Here is a 22,103-nt window from a genome sequence, read left to right as displayed (position 1 = left end):
AGAGATGCACCACCTCCATCAAGTGGTCAATTTGACCGAAGAACGGCAGCGCATTCTCCGCTTCCTGGGGGCGGCTTGCCAGAAATACTACCTACTGGTTTGAAACCTGCGGAATGTGGGTTTGATCGGCACTTCCACTGGCAAGAGTTTGGCTATCAGGACTAATCGCCACAGACAAAACCGCGTCAGAATGTCCATTCAGCGTGCTTCTTAGTTTTCCTGTAGAGGCACCCCAAAGCCTAATCGTTTTATCAGCGCTTCCACTAGCCATAATTTTTCCATCTGGGCTGAAAGCAACCGCGTAAACAAAGCCTGAATGACTGTAAGCAGAGTTTGAATAAAAGCAGGTGTAAAGAAATTCTTTTTTACGTAGATTCCAGGCGGTAATTTTTTGGTCAAAACTGCCACTAGCAATCGTCTGACCATCCGGGCTAATTGCTACTGAAGAAACTTCTTGTCCTTGTCCAAAGAAGTTGAAAAATTTTTTTCCAGTCTTCAGGTTCCACAGTGTAACGGTTCGATCGTCACTCCCACTAACAATCGTCTGATTATCAGAGCTGATGGCAATCGAATTGACTGCGGCTGAATGCTCTTTTAGGGTGTGTACGCATTTCCAGCCTTGAGGTGTCTGAGACTCAATTTTTGTCAATCTTGGTGCAATCTTAGGCTTAGTAAATTTGGTTTTAGGTAACGGTATTTGATGAATGGAAGTTTTAGGCGTTGCAGAGGGATTTAAATTTGGGTTAGAGGTAGAAAATTTGGATGAAATATTTTTATGAGGTGCAGAATAATTTAGATTCAAAGCAGTCTTCGCTGGTGTTTTTGCTTTTAGCGCCTTCAACTCGTCCTCAATTTCTAGGGCAGCAAACTTATGCTTTAAAATATCACCTGCTAACTTATTATCTAGTGCTGCTAATTCTAGCTCTAGAAGTGCATTAGTATAAGCTTCTTGCCATAATACTTTTTCTTCCATTCGCTCGAAAGCTTGATATGCGGTTTCCCCACTTCCCGATTCGTCAATCAGTTTCAATAAACCATAAACGCCCAATCCAAAAACTGCACCTGTCGCCGCAAAGGAACCCATACCAATTCCAACCGCTGTTCCCTTAAAAGCTAATCCCATGCCGCCAAAAACAGAGGAAAAGCCTGCGCCGCCTACTGCACCAATTCCCATCGAACCTAAAGCGAAAGCATCTCCTTCTCCTATGCCTTTGAATGCTCCATACGCAGCAGCACCAGCAACCGCGCCTGCTGCTGTAACGGGTGCCATACCAATTCCAACTGCTCCGAATCCTCCGACTAATCCCATCCCCCCAATTGCTGCGGAAACTCCAGCACCCGCCGCTGCGCCTCCGGTAACAAATGCAGCGCCTGAGATTACATCATCTTGTTTATGGGTTTGAAACATAGCTTTTTTCTGGAATGATTTTGGAGCTGGAAGTTTCTTTATATACCTATCACAAACGATTTTAGGCTTAAATCGTATTTTCACTGGTTTTTAAACTTAGTTATAACAAATACAATTAGTATCTATTGCTATCTGAAATTATTTGTGAAGGCAAAAAGAGTGTATTGAACCACAAAGACATAAAGAAAATATTGGCGAAGCCTGCGCGGAGCCAACTAGCAGTAATTTTTATTCCAAATTAACCGCTGAATTTGATTTAGAGACAGCTGTTTAATCAGGGGAAGGTATACATATGTCAGCATCTATAACCAGTAAATCATCATCCCACTCATGATCGATTTCAGCGGATACCTGTGCTTCAAGCTTGTCTTTGACATTTTCTAGAGCAATTAAGTTTTGCTTTAGGAGTTCTAATATTGCCACTTGCCGAACGAGCTGAGTTTTGAGGGCAGTAGTTATTTTGCCTTGAACTGTCTTACTGATAAGAGCTTGAAAAGCTAAATTATCATCGTCTTTTTGCAGAGCTATCTGAGCCTGTTGATGCCAGTGATTAGTTTCTTCCTCAGCTTGCTTGTGTTGTTGCTGAAGCCTTTCCCAATCGGTAATTGCATTAGCAATAGCCTGCTGGGTCTCCGAGATAGCTTCCTCTAGAATTTTTTCAGGGTTTTCCTTGAGCAAGATAATCTCAACGTCGGTAGTTGGCAACGGTTCATTGACGTTGACATCAGCTATGCTTGATTTGATGTGATCTCTGTTGGTTCTAACTTTAGCAATTTTACTCTCTAGAGCAGTTAAATTCTTTTTAAGATTTTTTACTTGAACCGTTAGCTGGTCTAGCTGAAATTTCAATCTCCTAACCATTTCTTGGTTAGTATTCTGACGAGGTAGTGCTTCAATCGCTAAATCTGAACGCCCTTTTGCCAATGCAAGTTGAACCCGTCGCTCCCATTTTTCCGCTTCTGCTAGGGCTTCGTCGTACTGTTGCTGGGTGCGGTTTTGGCGAACAGTTGCACTGCTCAAAGCTTGACGGGAATGCTCTAATTCTTCCTGCATTTTCAGGATAGCCCATTCTAGGATTTCTTCATAACCTCCAGCTTGGTTGATAAGGTCGTTCATTTGCGCTCTGAGCGAGCGGTTAGTTCCATCAGATAATCCCATGATTCTGCTTCCTTTACTGCTGGTAGTGCTGTATGACTATTTTTTCGCTCTTTATTAGTCCAGAGGGCTGCAACTATAGATTAATTAAACAGAAAATGCAGCAGGTAAAAAATATTTTTTAGAATCATAATAGTTTTTTGTGCAAAACATGATTTGCGAGTTATGTGAAAGAGAAGTGGAGCGGTTGACTGTTCATCACTTGATTCCGAGGCAGAAAACCAAGCGTAAACATGAAGATCCTGGTCCGACTGCAAAAATATGTTCTGCCTGCCATCGGCAAATACATAATTTATTTGACAATACGCGATTAGCCCAAGAACTTAACTGTTTGGAAAGGCTGAAGGACGAGCCGCAAATGGCGAAGTTTTTGTCTTGGGTGAAGAAGCAAGACCCGAATAAGCGCGTTAGAGTGCATCGGGGAAACCATTAAAGATTAAAAACTAATTTTTAAGGGTTTAGGGGTTTTGCGATCGCTTTAATAATGCCTCTGCATTAGAAGCCCACTGGGTATTCCCTTGGGCAGTGTAGAGTTGTTTGGCATATTGCAAAACTTGCTGGGCGTCACTGTAACGACCTTGGCGTAGGAAGACTAACCCGGCAGCGTAGTAGGCATTGGGGTAGTTAGAATTAGCCTCTGCTGCCTTGCGAAAGGCAGCGAGAGCTTCGTCTAGTTTTCCCTGATTCATCAAGATGGAACCGAGGTTATAGTGGGCTTCTGGATATTTAGGGCTGATTTGAATGGCTTGTTGAAATGCCTTTTTCGCTTCATCCAGGTTGTTTTGTTGTAGATAAGCGAGTCCCAAATGATAAGCAGGTTCTGGGGCTTTGGGACTCAGCTGCATCGCTTGTTTAAAAGACGCGATCGCTCGCTCCTCATCTCCCTGCTGTTCCCTTACCAAACCTAGATTGTAATGAGCAACCCCCAACTTTGGGTCGAGTTCCAGCGCCCGTGACAAATAATCACCTGCCTGCTCAAGATTATTACCCTCTAGTAGCGCTGCACCCAAATTGGCATAGGCGAGAGCAAAGTTAGGATCGGCTTGGACTGCTTGGTAAAAGGCATCCGCTGCTGGCTGCAATTGCCCCACCTGGCGCAATGCTAGCCCCAGATTGTAATGCGCGGGTGCAAGTTTGGGGTCGAGTTGGGCTGCTTGTCGAAAAGAGGCGATCGCTTCTTGTGTTTTTGCTTGACCGATCAGCTGAAGTCCCTGATTCATCAAGTCCACCGCCGATTGAGCTTGAGCAATTTGTACTGGCGTCGCGGCTGTCCCAGCCACCGCTGGCGTCATCCTCCCACCCAGTAACAGTATTAACCCTCCAGCTATCCATCTCATCTGCTGGTACGTTCTCATTCTCCGTGTCACCTCTTTACAATTGTTACGTTTGTCGCCCACCCATTTAGATTTTCTTCTAACAAATTTGTGGTTATTTGTTGCATATATTCATAAAATTTATAGCTAATTAATACTGATTCATTCAACTTAAGTTTTTGCTGGGTTTGCTTTAAAAGAAATTGCAATTTCTCAGTCATTGCCCCTAGAACGCGCTAACCTCACATTCAGGGATAGAAAATTCCATCTAACTGTTACATCTAACTGTTAACAGTAATCGCCATCGGCACGGGAGGGCAAAAATCCTCCAGGAGTTGCTAATGGCATCGGTACCGCATACCCATGCGATAGCTCACATCTCTACATCTTTTTTATTTTGTTGGGGGTGAATTATGAACGAAAAAGTCATGTCTGGGGTACGCAATGTTGCAATTGTTGGCCCCTACTTAAGTGGCAAAACTACGTTACTAGAAAGTTTACTCTTCGTCACGGGTGCGATTTCCCGCAAAGGTCGCACTTCAGACGGTAACACGGTGGGAGATAGTTCCCAAGAGGCACGCGACCGCCACATGAGCGTGGAAGTATCAACGGCTAGCACCGAGTACGACAGTGTCCGCTTCACCTTTGTCGATTGTCCCGGATCGGTTGAATTTGCTCAAGAAACCTACAATGCTCTAATTGGCGTCGATGCGGCAATTGTCGTGTGTGAACCCGTGAGCGATCGCGTCCTCACTCTCGCACCTCTATTTAAATTCCTTGACGACTGGGAAATCCCGCACCTAGTCTTCATCAACAAAATGGATCGGGCGAACAACAACTTCATGGACGTGCTGCACTCCCTGAAAACCGTCTCCAGTCGCCCCGTCATCCCACACCAGTATCCCATCGGTCAAGGCGAACAACTGAGCGGCTTTATCGACTTAGTGAGCGAACAAGCTTATCACTACCATCCCGGTGCCGCCGCCGACCCGGTGCCGATGCCAGATGGTCTCAAAGAGCAGGAACAAGCCGCCCGTGCAGAAATGCTGGAGGAATTGGCAAATTTTGACGACCACCTGTTAGAAGAACTGCTAGAGGAAATTAACCCACCCCAAGAAGAAATTCTCCAAGACTTGAAGATGGAATTAGGGGCAGATTTAATCGTGCCTGTATTCCTGGGCGTTGCCGAGCAAGATTATGGAGTGCGACCGCTGTTGGAAGCATTGTTGCGAGAAGCACCCGACCCATCCACCACTGCCGAACGACGGGGAATTGTTCTCCATGCCGATGCCCCCCTGGCGCAAGTCATTAAAACTTATTACACCCCTCAAGGTGGGAAAATCTCCCTCGTGCGGGTGTGGCAAGGTACGTTAACCGATGGAATTGTCCTTAATGGCGTTCGGACGGGTGGCTTGTACCGTCTGATGGGTCAGCAACAACAGCCGATGACTTTAGCCGAAGCCGGTGAGATTGTTGTCTTGGGACGCTTAGAGGGAATTAAAACTGGCGATACCTTGACCGCTTCCGGCGACCCACTGGCGACCGAACTCCCCAAAGCCGAGCAAATGGCACCCGTTTTTGCATTAGCGATTACGCCCGAAAAACGCAACGATGAAGTTAAACTCAGCAGCGCCATCACCAAGCTGCTAGAAGAAGACCCCTCCCTGGCTTGGGAACAACACGGCGATACTCACGAAGTCATCCTTTGGGGTCAAGGTGAAATTCATCTGCAAGTTGCCCTCGACCGACTGCGGCGCAAGTACAACCTGCCTATGACCACTCACCTGCCGCGAGTTCCTTACAAAGAAACCATTCGCAAACCCGCATCCTCGATTCACGGGCGCTACAAGCACCAAAGTGGCGGTCACGGTCAGTTTGGCGATGTTTATCTCGATATCAAGCCGCTGTCGCGTGGCGAAGGCATTAACTTCAGTCAAACAATTGTCGGTGGCGTCGTACCGAGACAGTATATCCCTGGGGTTGAGACGGGTGTTCGGGAGTATTTGGTACATGGCCCCTTGGGCTTCCCCGTGGTCGATGTAGCGGTGACGCTGACGAATGGTTCTTACCACTCCGTCGATAGTTCCGAACAAGCGTTTAAACAGGCAGCCCGGATTGCGATGCAGGAAGGAATGCCTAAGTGCGAACCAACGCTGCTAGAACCAATTACCGCGATTCAGGCGTGTGCCCCAGCCGAGTTTACCTCTAAGGTACTGCAACTGGTAAGCGGACGCCGGGGACAAATTCTCGGCTACGAAGGGAAGTCGGATTGGCCTGGTTGGGATTGCGTTTCTGCTTACTTACCCCAAGCAGAGATGCACAACTTTATCGTGGAGTTGCGATCGCTCACAATGGGCGTCGGCTTCTTTCATTGGAAGTACGACCATCTCCAAGAAGTCCCAGACAAGCTGGCTGAACGAGTGATAGCCACTAACGGCTAAAAAAGAGAAAAGGAAAAAGGCAAAAAGAAGAGAAAAGACCAAACTAGACACAAAAACAGAAAGGTAAGTCATCTTATTCCCCCTCTTTTTCCTTTTTCCTTACCGTAGAATTTGTTTTAACCTTGGCAATTAATTACTCTTCAAATCTCAGTCGTTTAAAAACAAATACAATAAATAGTCCCAATTAGCTTTTTGCTGTTTAATTACCTAACCTTAACCAGCAGGATGTATCGTCAAATTAAGTTATAAAACTCTTTTAGAGCTGATGGAGGGAAATTTATGTCTTTTATGACTTCGCTCCTGATCACGTTAATTTCTATCCTCGTTTTCTTCAATGCTGGTAAAGTTAAGAATGAACGCTCGCGCTTGGCGGTACAGGCGATCGCTTCGCTAGTTGGAGCAATTGCAGTGCTTTCTACCGTCTTCCGCAGTTTATTGATTATCCCCGCTGGAAATATCGGCGTTGTAGAGTCCTTGGGAAGGGTTTCCGAACGCACCCTTAATCCTGGTGTCCATTTAGTCAATCCCTTTACCGAAGTCGAGATATTTTCCACTCGGCTGAAAGATGTGAAGGAAACGATAGAGGCTACATCCCAGGAAGGTTTAGCTTTCAATATTGATGTCAGTCTTCAATACAAACTAGATCCGCAAAAAGCGGCAGAAGTTTATAAAAATATTGGCACTGAAGAGGCAAATATTATTAGTTCCCGATTTCGCTCCCTTGTCCGCGAAATCACTGCTAATTACCCGGCTGTGGCAATTTACTCGACTAAACGCCAAGAAGTTGCTAATCAGCTTCGCCAACGGCTAAGCGAGCAGTTATTACCTCTTGGTTTTGTAGTTGAAGAAGCTCTATTGAGAGAAGTTAAACTTCCCGATACGCTCCAAGCAGCAATTGAGCAAAAACTCCAAGTTGAGCAGCAAAGCCAGCAGATGAAATTTACTCTGGAAAAAGAGCGTCAAGAGGCTGAGCGTAAACGCATTGAAGCTAGAGGTATTTCTGATTCTCAAAAAATAATTGCTCAAGGTCTGACCGACCGAATGCTGCAATTAAAGGCAATTGAAGCTACTGAAAAACTAGCTCAATCCCCAAATTCTAAAATTGTAGTGATGGGTGGTCAAGGACAAGGCGGTTTGCCAATCCTATTACAGCCAGAAATAGGAACTTCAAGCAATACAGCAGCTCCAAAACCTTAGCAGTCTCTCTTTGTTGAATTAATTTTTATTTAAGATGACAAATTCCCAAACTTGGTATATTGTCAAGCGCCAAGAAGGTAAATGTGAAATCCTCCCTAGCGAACAAGTCGCAGGGGAGGATAAATCAGCTTTCGTGGAAAGCTGGGGACCATTTGATTCTCAACAGGAAGCGATCGCTCGTCGCGTCGGCTTAATTCGCGCTGGAAAGTGCCAACCTCAATAAGTTATGAGTGTTGAGTGTTCAGTTTTTAATTTCAACTCAACACTCAACACTCAACACTCATAACTATTTCTGCGCCTGATTTCCTCGTTGGGCGGCAATCTTCTGATTCAGCACCTCCAACGCTTTGGCATATTGAGGATCGTCCGCGCTGCCGATTTTATTGCGATCGGTTTGCAATGCCTTGCGCTGAGCTTCCGTCATTTCCAGCACCACATCCGGCTTGATCCCCTCTTTATTAATATTGCGCCCGTTGGGAGTGTAATACTTAGCGATCGTCACCGCCAGCCCCGAACCATCTCCCAGGCCCCGCACCGATTGCACCAAGCCTTTACCAAAGGTTTTTGTGCCCACTAAAACAGCCCGTTTATTATCTTGCAATGCCCCTGAGAGGATTTCGCTGGCACTTGCCGATCCGCCATCCACCAGCACCACTAATGGTTTATCTGTGAGGGGGCGATTATTCGCTTTCTCTCGTTCCCTTTCGCCCTGACGATCCACCGTTGAGACGATGGTGCCGTCTTTTAACCACATCTGAGCAATTTCAATACTAGCGTAGAGTAATCCGCCTGGATTAGAACGCAGATCCAAAATGTAGCCATTTACCTTCTGCCGTTCTAAATCCTTAATCGCATCCCCCATTTCCTTAGCAGCATTGGCGCTAAACTGATTGAGGCGAATGTAGCCTATTTCACCCATAGAACTATTCTGCTTGCTAGAGCGCACCGGATGGATTTCAATCCGTGCCCGTTTCAGGGGAAATACTAATTCCTTATCGCCCCGCTGAATAGTCAACGTCACTTGTGTTCCCGGTTGTCCTCGGATCAGGCGCACAGCATCATTGACATCCATCCCCTCGGTACTCTTGCCATCAATTTTCTTGATGGTATCCTTTGCCAGAACACCAGCCTTAGAAGCCGGTGTATCTTCAATTGGCGCAATCACCGTTAGCTTTTTCGTTTCCTCATCTTGAGCGAGTTGAATGCCAACGCCCGTTAATTCCCCAGAAGTATCAATCTGCATACTCTTGAACTCTTCTGGGTCCATGAACCGGGTATACGGGTCATTCAGTTTCTTCAGCATTTCCCGGATCGCCTCATAGGCTTCCTTCTTGCTGGGGTAAGACCGATTTAGGTAGTCTTTACGAACTGACCGCCAATTGACTTTATTAAAGGTGCCATCTACGTAACTGCGGTCAATAATTTGCCACACTTCATCTACAAGTTCCTTGGGACTTTCACGAAAAAAAGCCTGACCTTGAGACAGATGAATACCAGCGCCCGTAACAGCAACAGTCGATAAAACCAGTGCTGTCGCACCGAGAACGAGGCCGCGTTTTGTAATTACCATGATCCTTTCTGAGCCGGGGGGAAACTACTGCCAAGGAATTACGCTAACTCTAGCACAGCCCATATCTGGAAGCCTGAGAGCGCAATTATTTATCCAGCTGCACTGGGTGTCAGTCCGGAAGTCGAGAGTTTTGAGTTTTGAGTTGTAGAAACACGATTTACCGCGCCTGAGTTTTAAATTAATGTTTTCCTCAAAACTCATTTTGTGAGTTTTGAATTAACTTTTCTCAACACTCACCACTCAGCACTTACTTAAGGATCGACCCAACGTCCGTCTGCCTTAATTAAATTAATCAACTCTTCAACTCCTTGAGACTCCGGTACCTTTTTGATTTCTTCTCTGCCACGATACAGAGAGATGAAACCAGGCTGTTTACCAACATAACCATAGTCGGCATCCGCCATTTCTCCGGGGCCATTGACAATACATCCCATGACTGCTATGTCCAGACCTGTAAGATGTTTGGTGGCTTCCCGCACCTCGTGCAGCACTTCTTCTAGATTAAACAATGTCCGCCCACATGAGGGGCAGGCGACATATTCCACCATCGTTTTCCGCAATCCCAGTGCTTGGAGAATGCTGTAGCACACGGGAATCTCTTTTTCTGGTGCTTCGGTGATTGAGACTCGAATCGTATCGCCAATCCCATCAGCTAGTAGAGGCGCAATGCCTGCGGTAGATTTAATGCGTCCGTATTCGCCATCACCTGCTTCAGTGACGCCCAAATGCAAGGGATAATCCATCCCCAGCTCATCCATCCGCTGTGCCATCAGACGATAAGCGGCTAACATCACTGGCACCCGCGAGGCTTTTAGAGAAATTACCAGGTTGCGGAAGTTGAGAGATTCACAAATTTTGATAAATTCTAAGGCAGATTCCACCATGCCTTCTGGAGTATCGCCGTAGGTAAACAGCATCCGTTCGGCAAGAGAACCGTGGTTGACACCGATTCGCATTGCCTTACCTTGATCGCGCAAGGAAACTACCAAGGGTTCTAAAGTTTCGCGGATCTTTTCGCCAATTTCGTCAAATTCAGCTTGGGTATATTCGCTTCTATCCGACTTTGGCTTTTCAAACACATACAACCCCGGATTAATTCGCACCTTATCAACGTGCTTAGCAACTTCCAGGGCAATCTTCATGCCGTTGTGATGCACATCAGCGACCAGCGGCACTGGTTGATAGGTTTGAGCTAATTTATGCTTGATTTCCGCTAAAGCTTTCGCATGACCGATACTTGGCACGGTAACGCGGACAATTTCGCAGCCAATCTCGTGCAGGCGGCGAATTCCGGCAACCGACCCATCAATATCAAGGGTGTCTTCATTAATCATCGACTGCACTACCACTGGGTAGTTGCCGCCAATCGTGACATTCCCCACTTTGACGGGACGAGTTTTGCGCCGCTTGATAGTGGTGTCAAAGGAGGGTTGACTGGAAGATGCACTGGTAGTGCTTGGATTGGGCAGGGTTTGCATAACCTTTTCTTTAATTTTGGCTTTCCTCTCTGTTTCTCAGATTGCCACAGAAAGGGGCAAGTTTGGCTAAGTCCGCTTTTATCTGTGTAGTAGTAAGGAGGGATATTGTCAGCAACAAGCCAACCGTTTTCACCGTCTCGATATCAGTGCTAAAATATCCAACCTATACCCGTCATTATATTGAATCTAAAAACCAAGACTTACATTAACAAATAATCCAATTCCTTGGTATTCCGCATTCCTAATCATGGATCAGAAGGAGTGTTGAAAGTCTCTGGTTTAGTTAACATTGAAATCTATTTTTGCTTATTCACAAAAAGGAGTTAACTCAAGCTTAAGCCGACTCCTTTTGCTGCGAACTACGGAAATGGGACGCCGATCCAGATACTTTGTAGGGATATACTTTGTAGGGCTTAAACTGAATTCGCCCACTTGTTCGCCCACTCTAAGGTGTGATGAACTTGCTTCAGCGTTGGCGCTTCGCAGTACAACCGCAAAACGGGTTCGGTTCCGCTGAAGCGAATCATCAACCAACTATCATCTGCTAAGCGGAACTTATAACCATCAATCGTTAGGCAATCAATCACCGACCGACCGGCAATCTCGGTTAAAGGCGTATTTTGTAATTGTTCTAGCAGGCGCGATCGCACTTCCATACTCGCTAATGGTAGGTCAATGCGATCGTAGGCAGAATGAAAGCCGGTTTTTTCTTGCAAACGCTGGTAAAGATCGCTGAGATCCATTCCTGATTGCGCGATCGCTTCCAGCAGATACAGCGCTGACAACAGCCCATCCCGTTCTGGAATATGATTGCCGTAGCCAATCCCTCCGGACTCTTCACCACCGACTAACACCTGAGTTGTTAGCATCCGGTCGGCGATGTACTTGTAGCCAATTGGCGTCTCATACACCGGCAGATTGTACAGGGCCGCGACGCGGGGAAACAAGTCGGAACCACTCACTGTTTTCACGACTTCGCCCGTCAATCCCCGCCGAGATGCCATGTGTTCGATCAAAATTGGGATGAGGATTTGGGAACTGAGGAAATTTCCCTGTCCATCGACAGCCGCAATGCGATCGCTATCTCCATCAAACACGAACCCCACTGTTAACCCATCACCGTTGCGGCGTCGGTGAGTCCGCATCTGCCGAAACATCTGGGAAAGGTAACGCGGCAAAGGTTCCGGCGCACCGCCACCAAATAAAGGGTCGCGGGAACTATTAATTTCCTGAATTGGCATTTGCAGCAGTTGTTCCAGTCCAGTTGCAGCCGCACCGTGCATCACATCAGCAAAAACAGTGAGCTTATTTTGGGCGATCGCATCCTGAATGCAAGCAATATCGACTTTCGCCCGTAGTGCTTCGCAGTAATTGGGCCACGGGTCGAACATCTCCAAGCTGCCCGCCATCGTCGAGTCAGGTGACGGTTCCTTCTCTAACAACGCTTCAATCTGCTGAGTAATTTCCGGAGGTACCGATCCTCCAAATGCACCCTTGACTTTTAACCCTAAATATGATCCGGGATTATGACTAGCGGTTATCACCAAAGCTCCCAAAGCTCTCCGTTGATAAGCCGCCCAGCTAAATGCCGGTGTGGGGGCATAACTACTGCTCAGCAGCACCTCAAATCCGGCTGCTTGCACGACTTGGGCCGCTTTACGGGCGAACGTTTCCGCCATAAAGCGCCGGTCATAACCCACAATAATTGTGCGGCTACCCGTCGTCTCGCCATAGACATTTGCCAGGACTTGTGCCGCCAACGGTGCTACCAAAGCCACCCGCTCAAACGTAAATTCTGCGGCGATGATGCCTCGCCAGCCATCTGTACCAAACTTAATCGGATTAACAGCAACCGGCATAAATTAAGCAGGGGGTTAGTGTTCAGAGATTGCATTAATAACTGGAGGATCTTAGCATTTGTTGTACTCTATAGCCCAATAAAGATTGACAACTTCACACGCCTAGAGCCACGCCAGTGAAAGAGTTTTGCCTTCAACCGTGTAACTTCAACCAGGCTGAGGTGGGTGAGTTTCTGACTCCAGTGGTAGAGGGTGTGAAGAATTGGGCGATTCTGCGGCTGAGAGCTTTTCCAACAGCGATCGCAGCTTCATGCGCTCAATGTAGGGCCAGCCGCCCCCTTCTTCCATATCCTTCAGCAGAGCGTATAGAGCTTGACGATTATCCGGCAAAGACTCCTGAAACACGCCATCTCGAATCTCACGATGCCAACTTTCTAACGCCCGCAGCAACGCCAATAGAGCCAGAGTATCCCCCTGGCAAGTCTGTGCTAAAGCGCGAACAGAAGTAGCGATCGCTTGCAGTTCCGGCTTCAGAAGCCCCAATTCTAAATTCTGATCGCTGTTCACGCCATCCCCTTTACTCCGTTTGATCAACTCAACTTTAACCGAGTCTTTCACTGACTGGAATGGTCAATTTACACTGAGCTTCCGGATAAAGGCAACACAAAGCCTTGTAAAATTCACTGTAGAGATTCTGAGCCGAACCATTCCGAGCCTAATTAAGAATTTCACTTTTGTCTGTTGTAACTTAAGCCCAATCCCAGATTCTACTGGTAGGGATTCCTAGATTAAATATTTGAGGTTGACCATGAGGTATCGCGCTTTCATTGTTGCCTTCCTAGCTTTGTGCTTGGGAGTATTAACTGCTTGTAGTGAAGGTCCAGCATCTGCGACCAGCGTTCCCACTCCACTCACTTACGACCAAATTCGAGGTACAGGGCTTGCGAATAACTGTCCGCAACTGTCAGAAACGACACGCGGAGCCATTCCTATTCAGCCTGGTCAGTCTTATTCTTTGACGAACCTGTGCTTGCAGCCAACCAGCTTCTTTGTCAAAGAAGAATCGACTAACAAACGGCAATCCGCCCAATTCGTTCAGGGTAAGTTGTTGACCCGATATACTTCTAGCATCGATCAGGTGCTGGGTAAATTGCAAGTTGACGAAGATCGTCGTTTGACCTTTATTGAACAAGATGGTCTCGACTTCCAAGCCATTACCGTCCAGCTACCCGGTGGTGAGCGAGTACCCTTCCTATTCACGATCAAAAATCTGGTTGCCAAAAGCCAGCCAGGAATGGACAGTATTAACACCTCAACTGACTTTGAAGGCGAATTTAACGTTCCCTCCTATCGGGGAGCGGCTTTCCTCGATCCCAAGGGTCGCGGTGTTGTCACTGGCTATGATAATGCAGTGGCACTCCCCAGCCAAGCCGATCAGGAAGCATTGACACGTGCCAATGTGAAGCGTGCCGAAACCCTTAAGGGCGAAATTTCTCTCCAAGTTGCTAAAGTAGATAACCTTACTGGTGAAATTGCCGGTACGTTTGAGAGCGAGCAGCCATCCGATACCGATCTAGGCGCTGGCGAAGCCAAAGAAGTGAAAATTCGCGGCATCTTCTATGCTCGGATTTCACCAGAATAGGCTTCAATCTGCTCATTAGCAGCGAACCACGCGGCTTGGCTTTGCGTGCGGGTGAGGAAAAGGGGTTTGGAAGCCCCTTTTTTCTTTCTTTTCGCCAGGTCAGCATTTGCTGCTTCGTGGTTCTGTTTACACTCCGCAATCATGTGAGTGATTACCTCAAGCGAGTCTCTCGGTGAAAATGCTGTTGTAATTGATCAGGGTCAGAGAATAAACTGAATTTTGAAGCGAGGAAAAGAAAGCAACCTATCGCAATTTGGGGAAAATGCTACAGTCCTAGGCGTTTCCCCAACTGCATTTGTTAGCGTTCCGGCTTAAAGTTTGGTTATTGAAACCGATGTTTAGCATCACAGCACCCACTTCAAAAACAGAATATAACAACAGAAACAAACGTTTTTAACCGGGCCACTCTACCAACTGAACTTCGTATATGTATAGCACTGCCACTCCGGAACTGAAGCTTGAAAGCCTAAGGCTGTTACGAGAGTACCAGCAAAATCGCTCAGATACTGTTCGCAATCAGCTGGTAAAACTGAATTTTGGATTGGTCAGAAAAGAAGCACATCACTGGACGAATCAGTGTACGGAAAGCTACGAAGACTTACTTCAGGTCGGCTGTTTAGGCTTAATTCGAGCGATTGAGCGCTTTGACTTGTCCAAGGGTCATGCCTTCAGTTCTTTTGCCATCCCCTACATTCGCGGAGAAATTCAGCACTATTTACGGGATAAAGGTGGCTCATTCCGCATTCCTCGGCGTTGGGAAGCGCTACACTATCAGGCAGTTTCTTTGACCCGGTCTTTCCAGCAAAAGTACAACCGACCCCCTACCGATTCAGAGGTGGTAGCAAAGCTAGAAATTTCACAGACAGAATGGCAGGAAATCAAGTTAGCCTTTCAAAACCGTGAACTTGTCAGCTTAGATGTACCCCTAGGGGATGGTTCGGAAGGTGAAACTTGCTTAGGTGAAATCGTCCCAGACCCCCAATATCGGAGTTTTCAGTTAGCACAAGAAGACCAGCTTCGCCTGCAACAAGCTTTGGTTCAGCTAGAAAATCGAACCCGCGAAATCTTGGAATTTGTTTTTTTACACGACTTAACGCAAAAAGAAGTTGCAGAACGCTTAGACATCAGTGTAGTGACAGTTTCTCGGCGAGTCAAAAAGGGACTGGATTCTCTGAAAAAGTTAATGGCAGGGACTGACGATTGACACTTTCAACAACCGGGGAAACGGAGATTCCCGGTTCAGTGAAGAAAGTAACACAAATGCGATAGTTTGATCTCAGTCCATTAAAATGGTATATAAGTGGGTGTTTTTGCACACATTTAATCAAATAAATTATCCGCATATATATTAGAACTGTTGAAAGCAAACAGGGAATTTCTATTGGCGGATGCAGGTAAAGCACTGGGGGACTGGTCATGCGTCAACATTCATGGATTGCGTTTTTGGGGATACTGGCTCTGGCAGTGGGTGGCTGTTCTCAGGGAGAGGATACGGCTGTAGCTCCTAGCCCTAGCATTGCTCCAGTTCCCGCTCCGTCTGCTGTACCAACTGCTTCACCAACAGCTCCATCAACTCCCGTAGGTAAGTCAACTTTTTCCAATCCGACAGTTGCCCAAAAACCAGCAAGCGTTCCTGGTCTTTCCGGCTTAATTCCCTCCACTAATTCGGATGCGCGGATACGAGAGATTCAGAAAGGGCGGCAAGATCCGTTTGCACTTGTTCCCCTAACGCCAATTGTAGAAGTAACACCCAACGAGACGGGTTCGGGTGCGCCTCCCCCTCCGTTTCCGGCTCCTGGTCTAGCGCCTCCTCAAGGTTTGGCTCCTACTAGGCGTTCCGTTCCCGTACCGCCCCCCCTACCCGGTATCAGACCTTCCAGAACGCCTGGAGGCAGTCGGGGGAGTGCTGGTGCAAGGACGACGGTACGACCCGCTAACACTCCTGGTGCCCGAAATGGGGCGACTGCGGGTAGGAGAAACGTAACACCTCCGGGAACCAGAAACGGCGTAACTCCAGGTAGTCGGATTGCTACGGCTCCTCGGATTCCTGCTCCCGCGCCACTGCTACCGAAACTGCCGCCGCTACCAGAACCCAACCTGGCAAGAAGTGTAGAAGTCACAGGTGTGGTTCAGGTGGGTGGTCAACCTCAGGCAATTGTGAAGGTACCAAACGAGCCAAGTCGCTACGTCGGAGTGGGACAGCGTTTATCCAATGGACAGGTGCTAGTCAAGCGGATTGAAGTCAATAATGGTGCCAGTCCGGTGGTAATTCTGGAGCAATACGGAAGAGAAGTTGCTCGACGAGTTGGAGAAAAACCAATTGCAACGCCTGATCAACCCGGTACCCCGACGGCTGTTGCTCCTGCGAACAAACCAGCGATTAATGGCTAATGGCTCTACTCAAGCTTAAACAAGTACCACGATCGATTCAGTTGTTTTAGGAGTTGAAAGGGTGCAGACTGCTGGAGGAGAACGGCTGCGGTATCAAATTCGCTTCCCTGAGTTGCCCTTAGCGGTATATCGGGAAATTGCTGCCCATTTGCGTCAGGTAGAAGGGGTAGACATAGGTCTGGTTCCCCAGCCTTCGGGGCAATCGTTCGACTATCATCAAAGCCAAGTTGGCGGCTTATGGATTCAATATGCAGAAGATACGGATTCATTGAGTCGCCAACGGGTCAAGCAGATTTTGGACTACTATGGTCAGCGCTATCGACCTTGGGAGGAAAACCAATAAATTTTGGATTTTAGATGAGATTGAATCTAAAATCTAAAATCTTCAGTGTCATGAAGTTATCGTCATTGCAATGACCTAACCTCCTACCCTTCCCTAGCCTACAGCCTACGATGTATGCACATCTTTTCATTAATTGGCAAAACGTTGATTGATCCCCCTAAATCCCCCTTAAAAAGGGGGACTTTGACTTAATTGCCCCCCTTTTTAAGGGGGGTTGGGGGGATCAAAACGGGACTTGCAAGTTCAAGAAGACTTGTGTATACACGGTAGCCTTCCCTAGCAGGGAAGGGGGTAAAGTTAAAATCCAGGGGGTGAAAAACTTATGACACGCACTAAAATCAAAAATCTAAACAATGGGAAGCATTCAAGCTATACGGGGAACGCGGGATATTCTGCCCGAAGAAGTCGGGTACTGGCAATGGGTAGAATCGGTCGCCCGGGATATTCTAAGCAGAGCAGCTTATCAAGAAATTCGCACTCCGATTTTTGAGCTGACGGCGCTATTTGAGCGCGGGATTGGCGAAGCCACAGACGTGGTCGGGAAGGAAATGTACACCTTCAAGAGTCGGGGGGAAAATCCTTATTCCATGACCCTGCGACCAGAGGGAACGGCTGGGGTCGTGCGCTCTTATATTGAAAACGCGCTTGATGTCAAAAGTGGGATTCAGCGCCTCTGGTATTTGGGACCGATGTTTCGTTACGAAGCTCCCCAGAAGGGACGACAGCGGCAATTTCACCAGCTGGGTGTAGAGGTGTTGGGGACTGCCGATTCGAGGGCAGATGCAGAGGCGATCGCGATCGCTACCGATATTCTGCAAACCCTCGGTCTAAAAAATCTCCGCATGGATATTAACTCGGTAGGAAGTCCTGAAGATCGACAGCGTTACCGGCAAGCATTGGTAGATTACTTAACTCCCTACAAAGAAGAGTTAGACCCGGATTCGCAGGTACGGCTGAGTCGCAATCCCTTGCGGATACTCGATAGTAAGGATCGGGGGACGCAAGCAATTGTTCAAGAGGCTCCCAGTATCTTAGATTATCTGAGTGCAGATTCTTGTCGCTACTTTGAGCAAATCCAAGCACGTCTGGCTGATTTGGGGATTGCCTACCAGCTCAATCCGCGTCTGGTGCGCGGTCTGGATTACTACACTCATATTGCCTTTGAAATTATCTCGGACGACCTGGGAGCGCAAGCAACTGTCTGTGGTGGCGGACGCTACGATGGGCTGGTAGCAGAACTAGGGGGACCCAAGACACCCGCAGTGGGTTGGGCAATGGGCTTGGAACGGTTGATCATCCTGCTGCAACAGCTGCAAGAGGCACCCGCCCCGACGTTGGATTTTTACGTGGTTTCTAGAGGCGAGAAAGCCGAATCCCAAGCTTTACAATTAGCTCAAAAATTACGTCAAGCTGGGTTTAGCGTGGATCTAGACCTGAGTGGAAGTGCTTTTAAAAAGCAGTTCGCTAGGGCTGACCGTAGCGGTGCTGTCGCTTGCTTGGTTTTGGGAGAAGAAGAAGCAGAAAACCAAACCGTCAAGCTGAAGTGGATGGCATCGAAAGAGCAGAGTGCGATCGCTCAAACTGAATTGTTAGGAATGATCGAGGAACTGCGGCAGCAGATTAAAGTAAAAAGGTAATCGGAATTATGAAGTGTGAAGTGTGAAGTTTGGCGTGTAATAATACGTCACACTGTCTTTCAGCCGCGCCTCTAACTCTAACTTCATCCTAAACTTCATCCTTTATGCTTGCTGCTTGCCTCCTATGGAATACTGGCAATTTCTGATACAACAAGAGGGCGATTCCTCCTGGCTCTCCTTAGAGACACCAAGTGTGGAAATCCAAGAAGGTCGGTATCGGGTGGTTGCTCACTCCAGCCGTCCCAATACCGAAGTGGAAATTCGCATCACCTATGACAGCACGGAGGAAGTTCCCCCCAAGCGGCGGTTTCAGAAGCGATCGCGCCGCACCAACGCCGAAGGGTTGATGGTGGTCATTCCCTTCACCTACCTCAAGTCAGGGCGATGGGAGTTGCGCTGCTCTGGCGATATCATGTCAGATTTCCTCGGCAACACTTGGCAGCAGGCGATTCAATTCCAGGTTTTGCCAACCTCCCCAGCAGATGCAGATGTCGTCGTTGGACAAATGCGGCCCGTTTGGAGTGCCCAGGCAGGGGTCGCCAGCGAAACTGTCCTAGAAACATCCGCAGGTTCTGCCGCTGACTTGCCCGTTAACCCTGCTCCGACAACCACCGAAACGCTCACTGCTGACGTAGACCTTCCGAATCCAGATTTGCCCCCTTCCAGTACCCCTTCCCCAGGGGACGAATCGACGGCAGAGGCGATGACAGATGCTGGGTGGGAAGAAGACGAGGATGAGGCAGTCAATGACTTATTCCTCTCCTTCGAGGCATCGGAGTCACAAAGGTGGGAGACGGCACTCAACCGCAACCCTCCGAAGGCAGCAGTGCCCGTCAGCCGCCTCGTAGAACACTCGCTACAAATGGTGGACGAAATCTTACACGAAGTCGTCGATCCGGTCTGGCAAGCGTTTGAGCCGACATCTACTACTCGTGGAGCAATACCGCAGAGTCAGTTGTCGCGCGATTCCTTAACGTCCCCCCCTGGCAATGCCTCGTCGGAGCTTTCCTTTTCTGCTGACGGAAGGGGTTACTCAGCAGAAACTGAGCCGCCTGAAATTGATGAAGCACCGATCCGACTGACCCTCGATCGGGAAACGCTGGTAGTGCGTCGGGGAGAACTGATTACCTTCAGCGGACAAGTGGAGATCCCAGACAATTTTAGAGATTTGCATCTTTTGCAGCCAGACATCCTGCGAATTGAAATGCGCGATCCGCAAAACTCACAAATTTTGGTAGATGTCCAGCAGCTGATACCCGAACAGGTGCCGAGTTTTTCTTTTAGCTGTAATTTAGAGCTGCCCGAAAATTGCCAAACCCGTTTGATTTTAGGAGAAGTCACGTTAATCGATGAGCTTCAGACAGTCTTGGTGACTCACGCCTTTACCGTGACTGCCGATTTGGAAGACTTGCTCGACGCGATCGCTCACGATAAACAGCACGCAAATTTATTGAACCCGCCGTTAGACTCTCTTTTAGGAGAGACACCCCCGATTGATTCCTCTTTCCTCGATCTGGTGGAAACGGCAAAAGATACTCCGCCGCTGCATTTAGAACCTTTGCCCAATAAACCGCTACCGGAACAGATTGCTAAACCCGATCCGGCGATCGCAGCGCTTAAACCCCCGGAACTTCCAGCAATTGCTTCCGATACTGAGGTAACAGCGAACCGCGAAGCAACCAATGAAGCAACCAATAGGGATGAGCCTGAGGACATCGCTTTGGGCGATCGCAATGCATCAGTGACTTCTGAACCTCCATCCGTGGTATCTCTCCCCCCGCAACTTTATCGACCCGATCCTGCCAGTCCAGTCAATCGATCGCTGAAACTTCCGGTAATTTCTGATGCGATGCCTACAATCGAGCGCATCGAGAATGCCGACACGCCTATCGCTGAAGCGGAAGATTTATCTTCTGCCCTTCCTCCGGAACCTGAGGCAGATTTATCTTCTGACCTTCCTGCCAAACCTGTTGATGCCACCACTCCACAGGGGACTGCACCTGATGTAGAGCAGTTATTTGATAATTTATTGAATCACTTAGCCCAGACTTGGCAGCGTCCGGAGGAACCCGATGGAACAGATGCTAGCGCCGATGGGGATACAGATTTCAATAGCCACCAGGACGTGGCGGTTGAAAATACTTCTGATACCGAGGGGGTAGAAAACTCCGCTGAACACGCCGCTGAATCAAGAGAAACCCCACCGTCCGCTGACTCCCAGACATCGCCCCTAGATACGGCTTTTGCGACCCTCAAGCTGCAAGATCGTTTTCTGTCGCGGTTGAACAACCTGGCAACTGATGAGGAATCTTCAGCATGGCTGCAACCGGAGGAGGTACTTTCGACGGAGGAGGAGTCTGCGGAGGAAGTAGAGCCTTCAGCAGACCTGACAGAGGGCAGCAAAGACGAGGGCAGTAAAGACCAGCGCAGCAAAGACACTGACGTTGCAGATGGCACCGAAGCCACCGCCGCCGAGCCGCAGGGGGAAACTGACTCCGACCGCTTGTCAGAGCCAATGCCCACCGACTGGGAACTCGTAGCACTATTATTAGACCAACAACCTCCTCTCCCAGAGTTGGAGGAAGAATTGAGTGATGGTGCCGGTATTGCTAGCGATGCAACGAACAATCCCCAAGAGGTAGGAGCAGCCTCTGGTCAACTGCCAGAAACTCCGCAGAACCCGGTTGAGATGGCTAAGAATGTTTTATCGATGGCAGAGTCTGCTGCTAACTGGGCAGAGCGAGAGATTGTGGTAGATGATGACCCCTCGGAACTCCCTCCCAGCACCAGTAGGCGAGACGGCTATGGCTCGCGAGAAGCCTCTGCTAGGGGGATACAACCAGGGCGATCGCGTTTTGCTAATGCGGGGCGGGGGTTTCCCCCAGAACCGCAGCCATCATCGCTAGACGAGGAACCCGTGCCAGAGCCTGAGCTAGTTTTACCCGAAGGCGAACTGGTTGCTGGGCAACCGCTGGGTGTTCGCCTGACATTGCAATCTGAGTCCCCCCGCTTCTATGTCAAGCTGTGGGTGCATGACCGCCAAACGCGATCGCTACTGGATGGTCCCCGGTGGCTAGTCGATTTTTTCCCGACTGGTTTAGAATCCCTGGAAGCAACAACTCAGCTAACCGTGCCGTTTGGGAGTGTAGAAATCCGTTTTGAGGCAGTCACGGTTGATACGTATACCCAACGGGAGAGCCATAAAGTAACTGTTGACCGTATAGTTATTCCCCCCGATTTGCCTAACTGGTCGCTAGATGAGTTTGCGGATTAAGCGCTTGTTAAAAATTTTTATGATTCGGTTTTTGGCTACCAATTCACTGTAAATTCAATTACGAAAGCTGTTTCATTAAAATAGGAAATTTAAAGATGGGAGCTTCATTCTTACCTTCAATTCTGGTGCCTCTAACTGGCTTGATCTTCCCGGCTGTAGCGATGGCTTTCCTGTTTCTTTATATTGAGCGCGAAGACGCAACGGGAATTTAACGTTAGCTGGGCATTCGCTGGGAAATGGAAAAAACCGCCTATTTTAGTCAGATAGGCGGTTTTTCTTTAGTAACTTGGATGAGAATTCTCTCAAATCTGGTTGATTAGCCAGCTTTTCTCTACAAAGAGGAGCCTAGACCCGCGTAGGCACCATAGAAGAAAACACCCAGCACAGCGATCGCGCCCAGACCAGCGACGGTAGCTACAATCCACAACGGAATTCTTCCACTTCCAGACACAGCG

General features: G+C 48.2%; 19 protein-coding genes. 11 read left to right on the top strand and 8 right to left on the bottom strand.

Translation table 11 applies throughout. From position 1 onward, the window contains the following. Positions 1 to 91 precede the first annotated feature (91 nt). Both H6H02_RS22165 and H6H02_RS22160 read right to left on the bottom strand, forming a co-directional pair. On the bottom strand, positions 92 to 1,408 hold the full coding sequence (locus H6H02_RS22165; RefSeq protein ID WP_190821815.1) for a hypothetical protein: 1,317 nt from the start codon (positions 1,406 to 1,408) through the stop codon (positions 92 to 94). Positions 1,409 to 1,678: 270 nt separating this feature from the next. Next, complete coding sequence (locus tag H6H02_RS22160; RefSeq protein WP_190821813.1) at positions 1,679 to 2,566, bottom strand: PspA/IM30 family protein; 888 nt, start codon at positions 2,564 to 2,566, stop codon at positions 1,679 to 1,681. A 148-nt stretch (positions 2,567 to 2,714) separates the two neighbouring features. Between H6H02_RS22160 and H6H02_RS22155 the strand changes: the two genes are divergently transcribed. Beyond that, positions 2,715 to 2,996: an HNH endonuclease gene (locus H6H02_RS22155; protein WP_190821821.1), complete on the top strand. Its 282-nt coding sequence runs from the start codon at positions 2,715 to 2,717 to the stop codon at positions 2,994 to 2,996. Positions 2,997 to 3,021: 25 nt separating this feature from the next. Here H6H02_RS22155 and H6H02_RS22150 read toward each other — a convergent pair whose 3' ends face one another. Then, complete coding sequence (locus H6H02_RS22150) at positions 3,022 to 3,855, bottom strand: tetratricopeptide repeat protein (protein ID WP_347342637.1); 834 nt, start codon at positions 3,853 to 3,855, stop codon at positions 3,022 to 3,024. 434 nt (positions 3,856 to 4,289) lie between these two features. On the opposite strand from H6H02_RS22150, the gene H6H02_RS22145 reads away from it, so the two are divergent. The 3 genes from H6H02_RS22145 (at position 4,290) to H6H02_RS22135 (ending at position 7,737) form a co-directional block, all read left to right on the top strand. Next, positions 4,290 to 6,317 carry an elongation factor G gene (locus H6H02_RS22145; protein ID WP_190821809.1) on the top strand — a complete coding sequence of 676 codons (2,028 nt, stop codon included), beginning with the start codon at positions 4,290 to 4,292 and terminating at the stop codon, positions 6,315 to 6,317. Positions 6,318 to 6,596: 279 nt separating this feature from the next. Then, entirely contained in the window at positions 6,597 to 7,514 is a 918-nt protein-coding gene (locus H6H02_RS22140; protein ID WP_190821807.1) for a prohibitin family protein, read from the top strand. Positions 7,515 to 7,548: 34 nt separating this feature from the next. Continuing rightward, positions 7,549 to 7,737 carry a transposase gene (locus H6H02_RS22135; protein WP_190821805.1) on the top strand — a complete coding sequence of 63 codons (189 nt, stop codon included), beginning with the start codon at positions 7,549 to 7,551 and terminating at the stop codon, positions 7,735 to 7,737. A gap of 63 nt (positions 7,738 to 7,800) precedes the next feature. Here H6H02_RS22135 and ctpC read toward each other — a convergent pair whose 3' ends face one another. From ctpC to H6H02_RS22115, 4 genes are all read right to left on the bottom strand, one after another. Beyond that, entirely contained in the window at positions 7,801 to 9,084 is a 1,284-nt protein-coding gene (ctpC, locus tag H6H02_RS22130; RefSeq protein ID WP_190821803.1) for a carboxyl-terminal processing protease CtpC, read from the bottom strand. 251 nt (positions 9,085 to 9,335) lie between these two features. Continuing rightward, positions 9,336 to 10,562 (bottom strand): (E)-4-hydroxy-3-methylbut-2-enyl-diphosphate synthase, encoded by a 1,227-nt coding sequence (gene ispG, locus H6H02_RS22125; RefSeq protein WP_190821801.1) that lies wholly within the window; start codon positions 10,560 to 10,562, stop codon positions 9,336 to 9,338. 413 nt (positions 10,563 to 10,975) lie between these two features. Beyond that, on the bottom strand, positions 10,976 to 12,421 hold the full coding sequence (locus tag H6H02_RS22120) for a phosphoglucomutase/phosphomannomutase family protein (RefSeq protein ID WP_190821799.1): 1,446 nt from the start codon (positions 12,419 to 12,421) through the stop codon (positions 10,976 to 10,978). A gap of 147 nt (positions 12,422 to 12,568) precedes the next feature. Next, positions 12,569 to 12,928 carry a hypothetical protein gene (locus tag H6H02_RS22115; protein ID WP_190821797.1) on the bottom strand — a complete coding sequence of 120 codons (360 nt, stop codon included), beginning with the start codon at positions 12,926 to 12,928 and terminating at the stop codon, positions 12,569 to 12,571. Positions 12,929 to 13,169: 241 nt separating this feature from the next. On the opposite strand from H6H02_RS22115, the gene H6H02_RS22110 reads away from it, so the two are divergent. The 7 genes from H6H02_RS22110 to psaI all read left to right on the top strand — a co-directional run bounded on the left by H6H02_RS22110 (position 13,170) and on the right by psaI (position 21,860). Continuing rightward, positions 13,170 to 14,003: a photosystem II manganese-stabilizing polypeptide gene (locus H6H02_RS22110; RefSeq protein ID WP_190821795.1), complete on the top strand. Its 834-nt coding sequence runs from the start codon at positions 13,170 to 13,172 to the stop codon at positions 14,001 to 14,003. A 427-nt stretch (positions 14,004 to 14,430) separates the two neighbouring features. After that, on the top strand, positions 14,431 to 15,207 hold the full coding sequence (locus H6H02_RS22105) for an RNA polymerase sigma factor SigF (protein WP_190821793.1): 777 nt from the start codon (positions 14,431 to 14,433) through the stop codon (positions 15,205 to 15,207). A gap of 212 nt (positions 15,208 to 15,419) precedes the next feature. Beyond that, complete coding sequence (locus H6H02_RS22100; RefSeq protein ID WP_190821791.1) at positions 15,420 to 16,394, top strand: hypothetical protein; 975 nt, start codon at positions 15,420 to 15,422, stop codon at positions 16,392 to 16,394. Positions 16,395 to 16,455: 61 nt separating this feature from the next. Beyond that, positions 16,456 to 16,737, top strand: a complete 282-nt coding sequence (locus H6H02_RS22095; RefSeq protein WP_190821789.1) for a hypothetical protein — start codon at positions 16,456 to 16,458, stop codon at positions 16,735 to 16,737. Positions 16,738 to 17,090: 353 nt separating this feature from the next. Further along, on the top strand, positions 17,091 to 18,374 hold the full coding sequence (gene hisS / locus H6H02_RS22090; RefSeq protein ID WP_190821787.1) for a histidine--tRNA ligase: 1,284 nt from the start codon (positions 17,091 to 17,093) through the stop codon (positions 18,372 to 18,374). A gap of 124 nt (positions 18,375 to 18,498) precedes the next feature. Next, positions 18,499 to 21,648 (top strand): hypothetical protein, encoded by a 3,150-nt coding sequence (locus tag H6H02_RS22085; RefSeq protein WP_190821784.1) that lies wholly within the window; start codon positions 18,499 to 18,501, stop codon positions 21,646 to 21,648. A gap of 95 nt (positions 21,649 to 21,743) precedes the next feature. After that, a complete protein-coding gene (gene psaI / locus H6H02_RS22080) occupies positions 21,744 to 21,860 on the top strand; it encodes a photosystem I reaction center subunit VIII (RefSeq protein WP_190821782.1) in 117 nt (38 codons plus the stop codon). 119 nt (positions 21,861 to 21,979) lie between these two features. Here the strand turns inward: psaI and H6H02_RS22075 are convergent, their stop codons facing one another. After that, positions 21,980 to 22,099, bottom strand: coding sequence for a photosystem II reaction center protein J (locus H6H02_RS22075; RefSeq protein ID WP_190410994.1), 120 nt, complete (start codon positions 22,097 to 22,099; stop codon positions 21,980 to 21,982). Positions 22,100 to 22,103: the final 4 nt, after the last annotated feature.

Source organism: Coleofasciculus sp. FACHB-1120, from assembly GCF_014698845.1.
Taxonomy (GTDB): Bacteria; Cyanobacteriota; Cyanobacteriia; order Cyanobacteriales; family FACHB-T130; genus FACHB-T130.
This window is presented reverse-complemented; position numbering and strand designations above follow the sequence as displayed.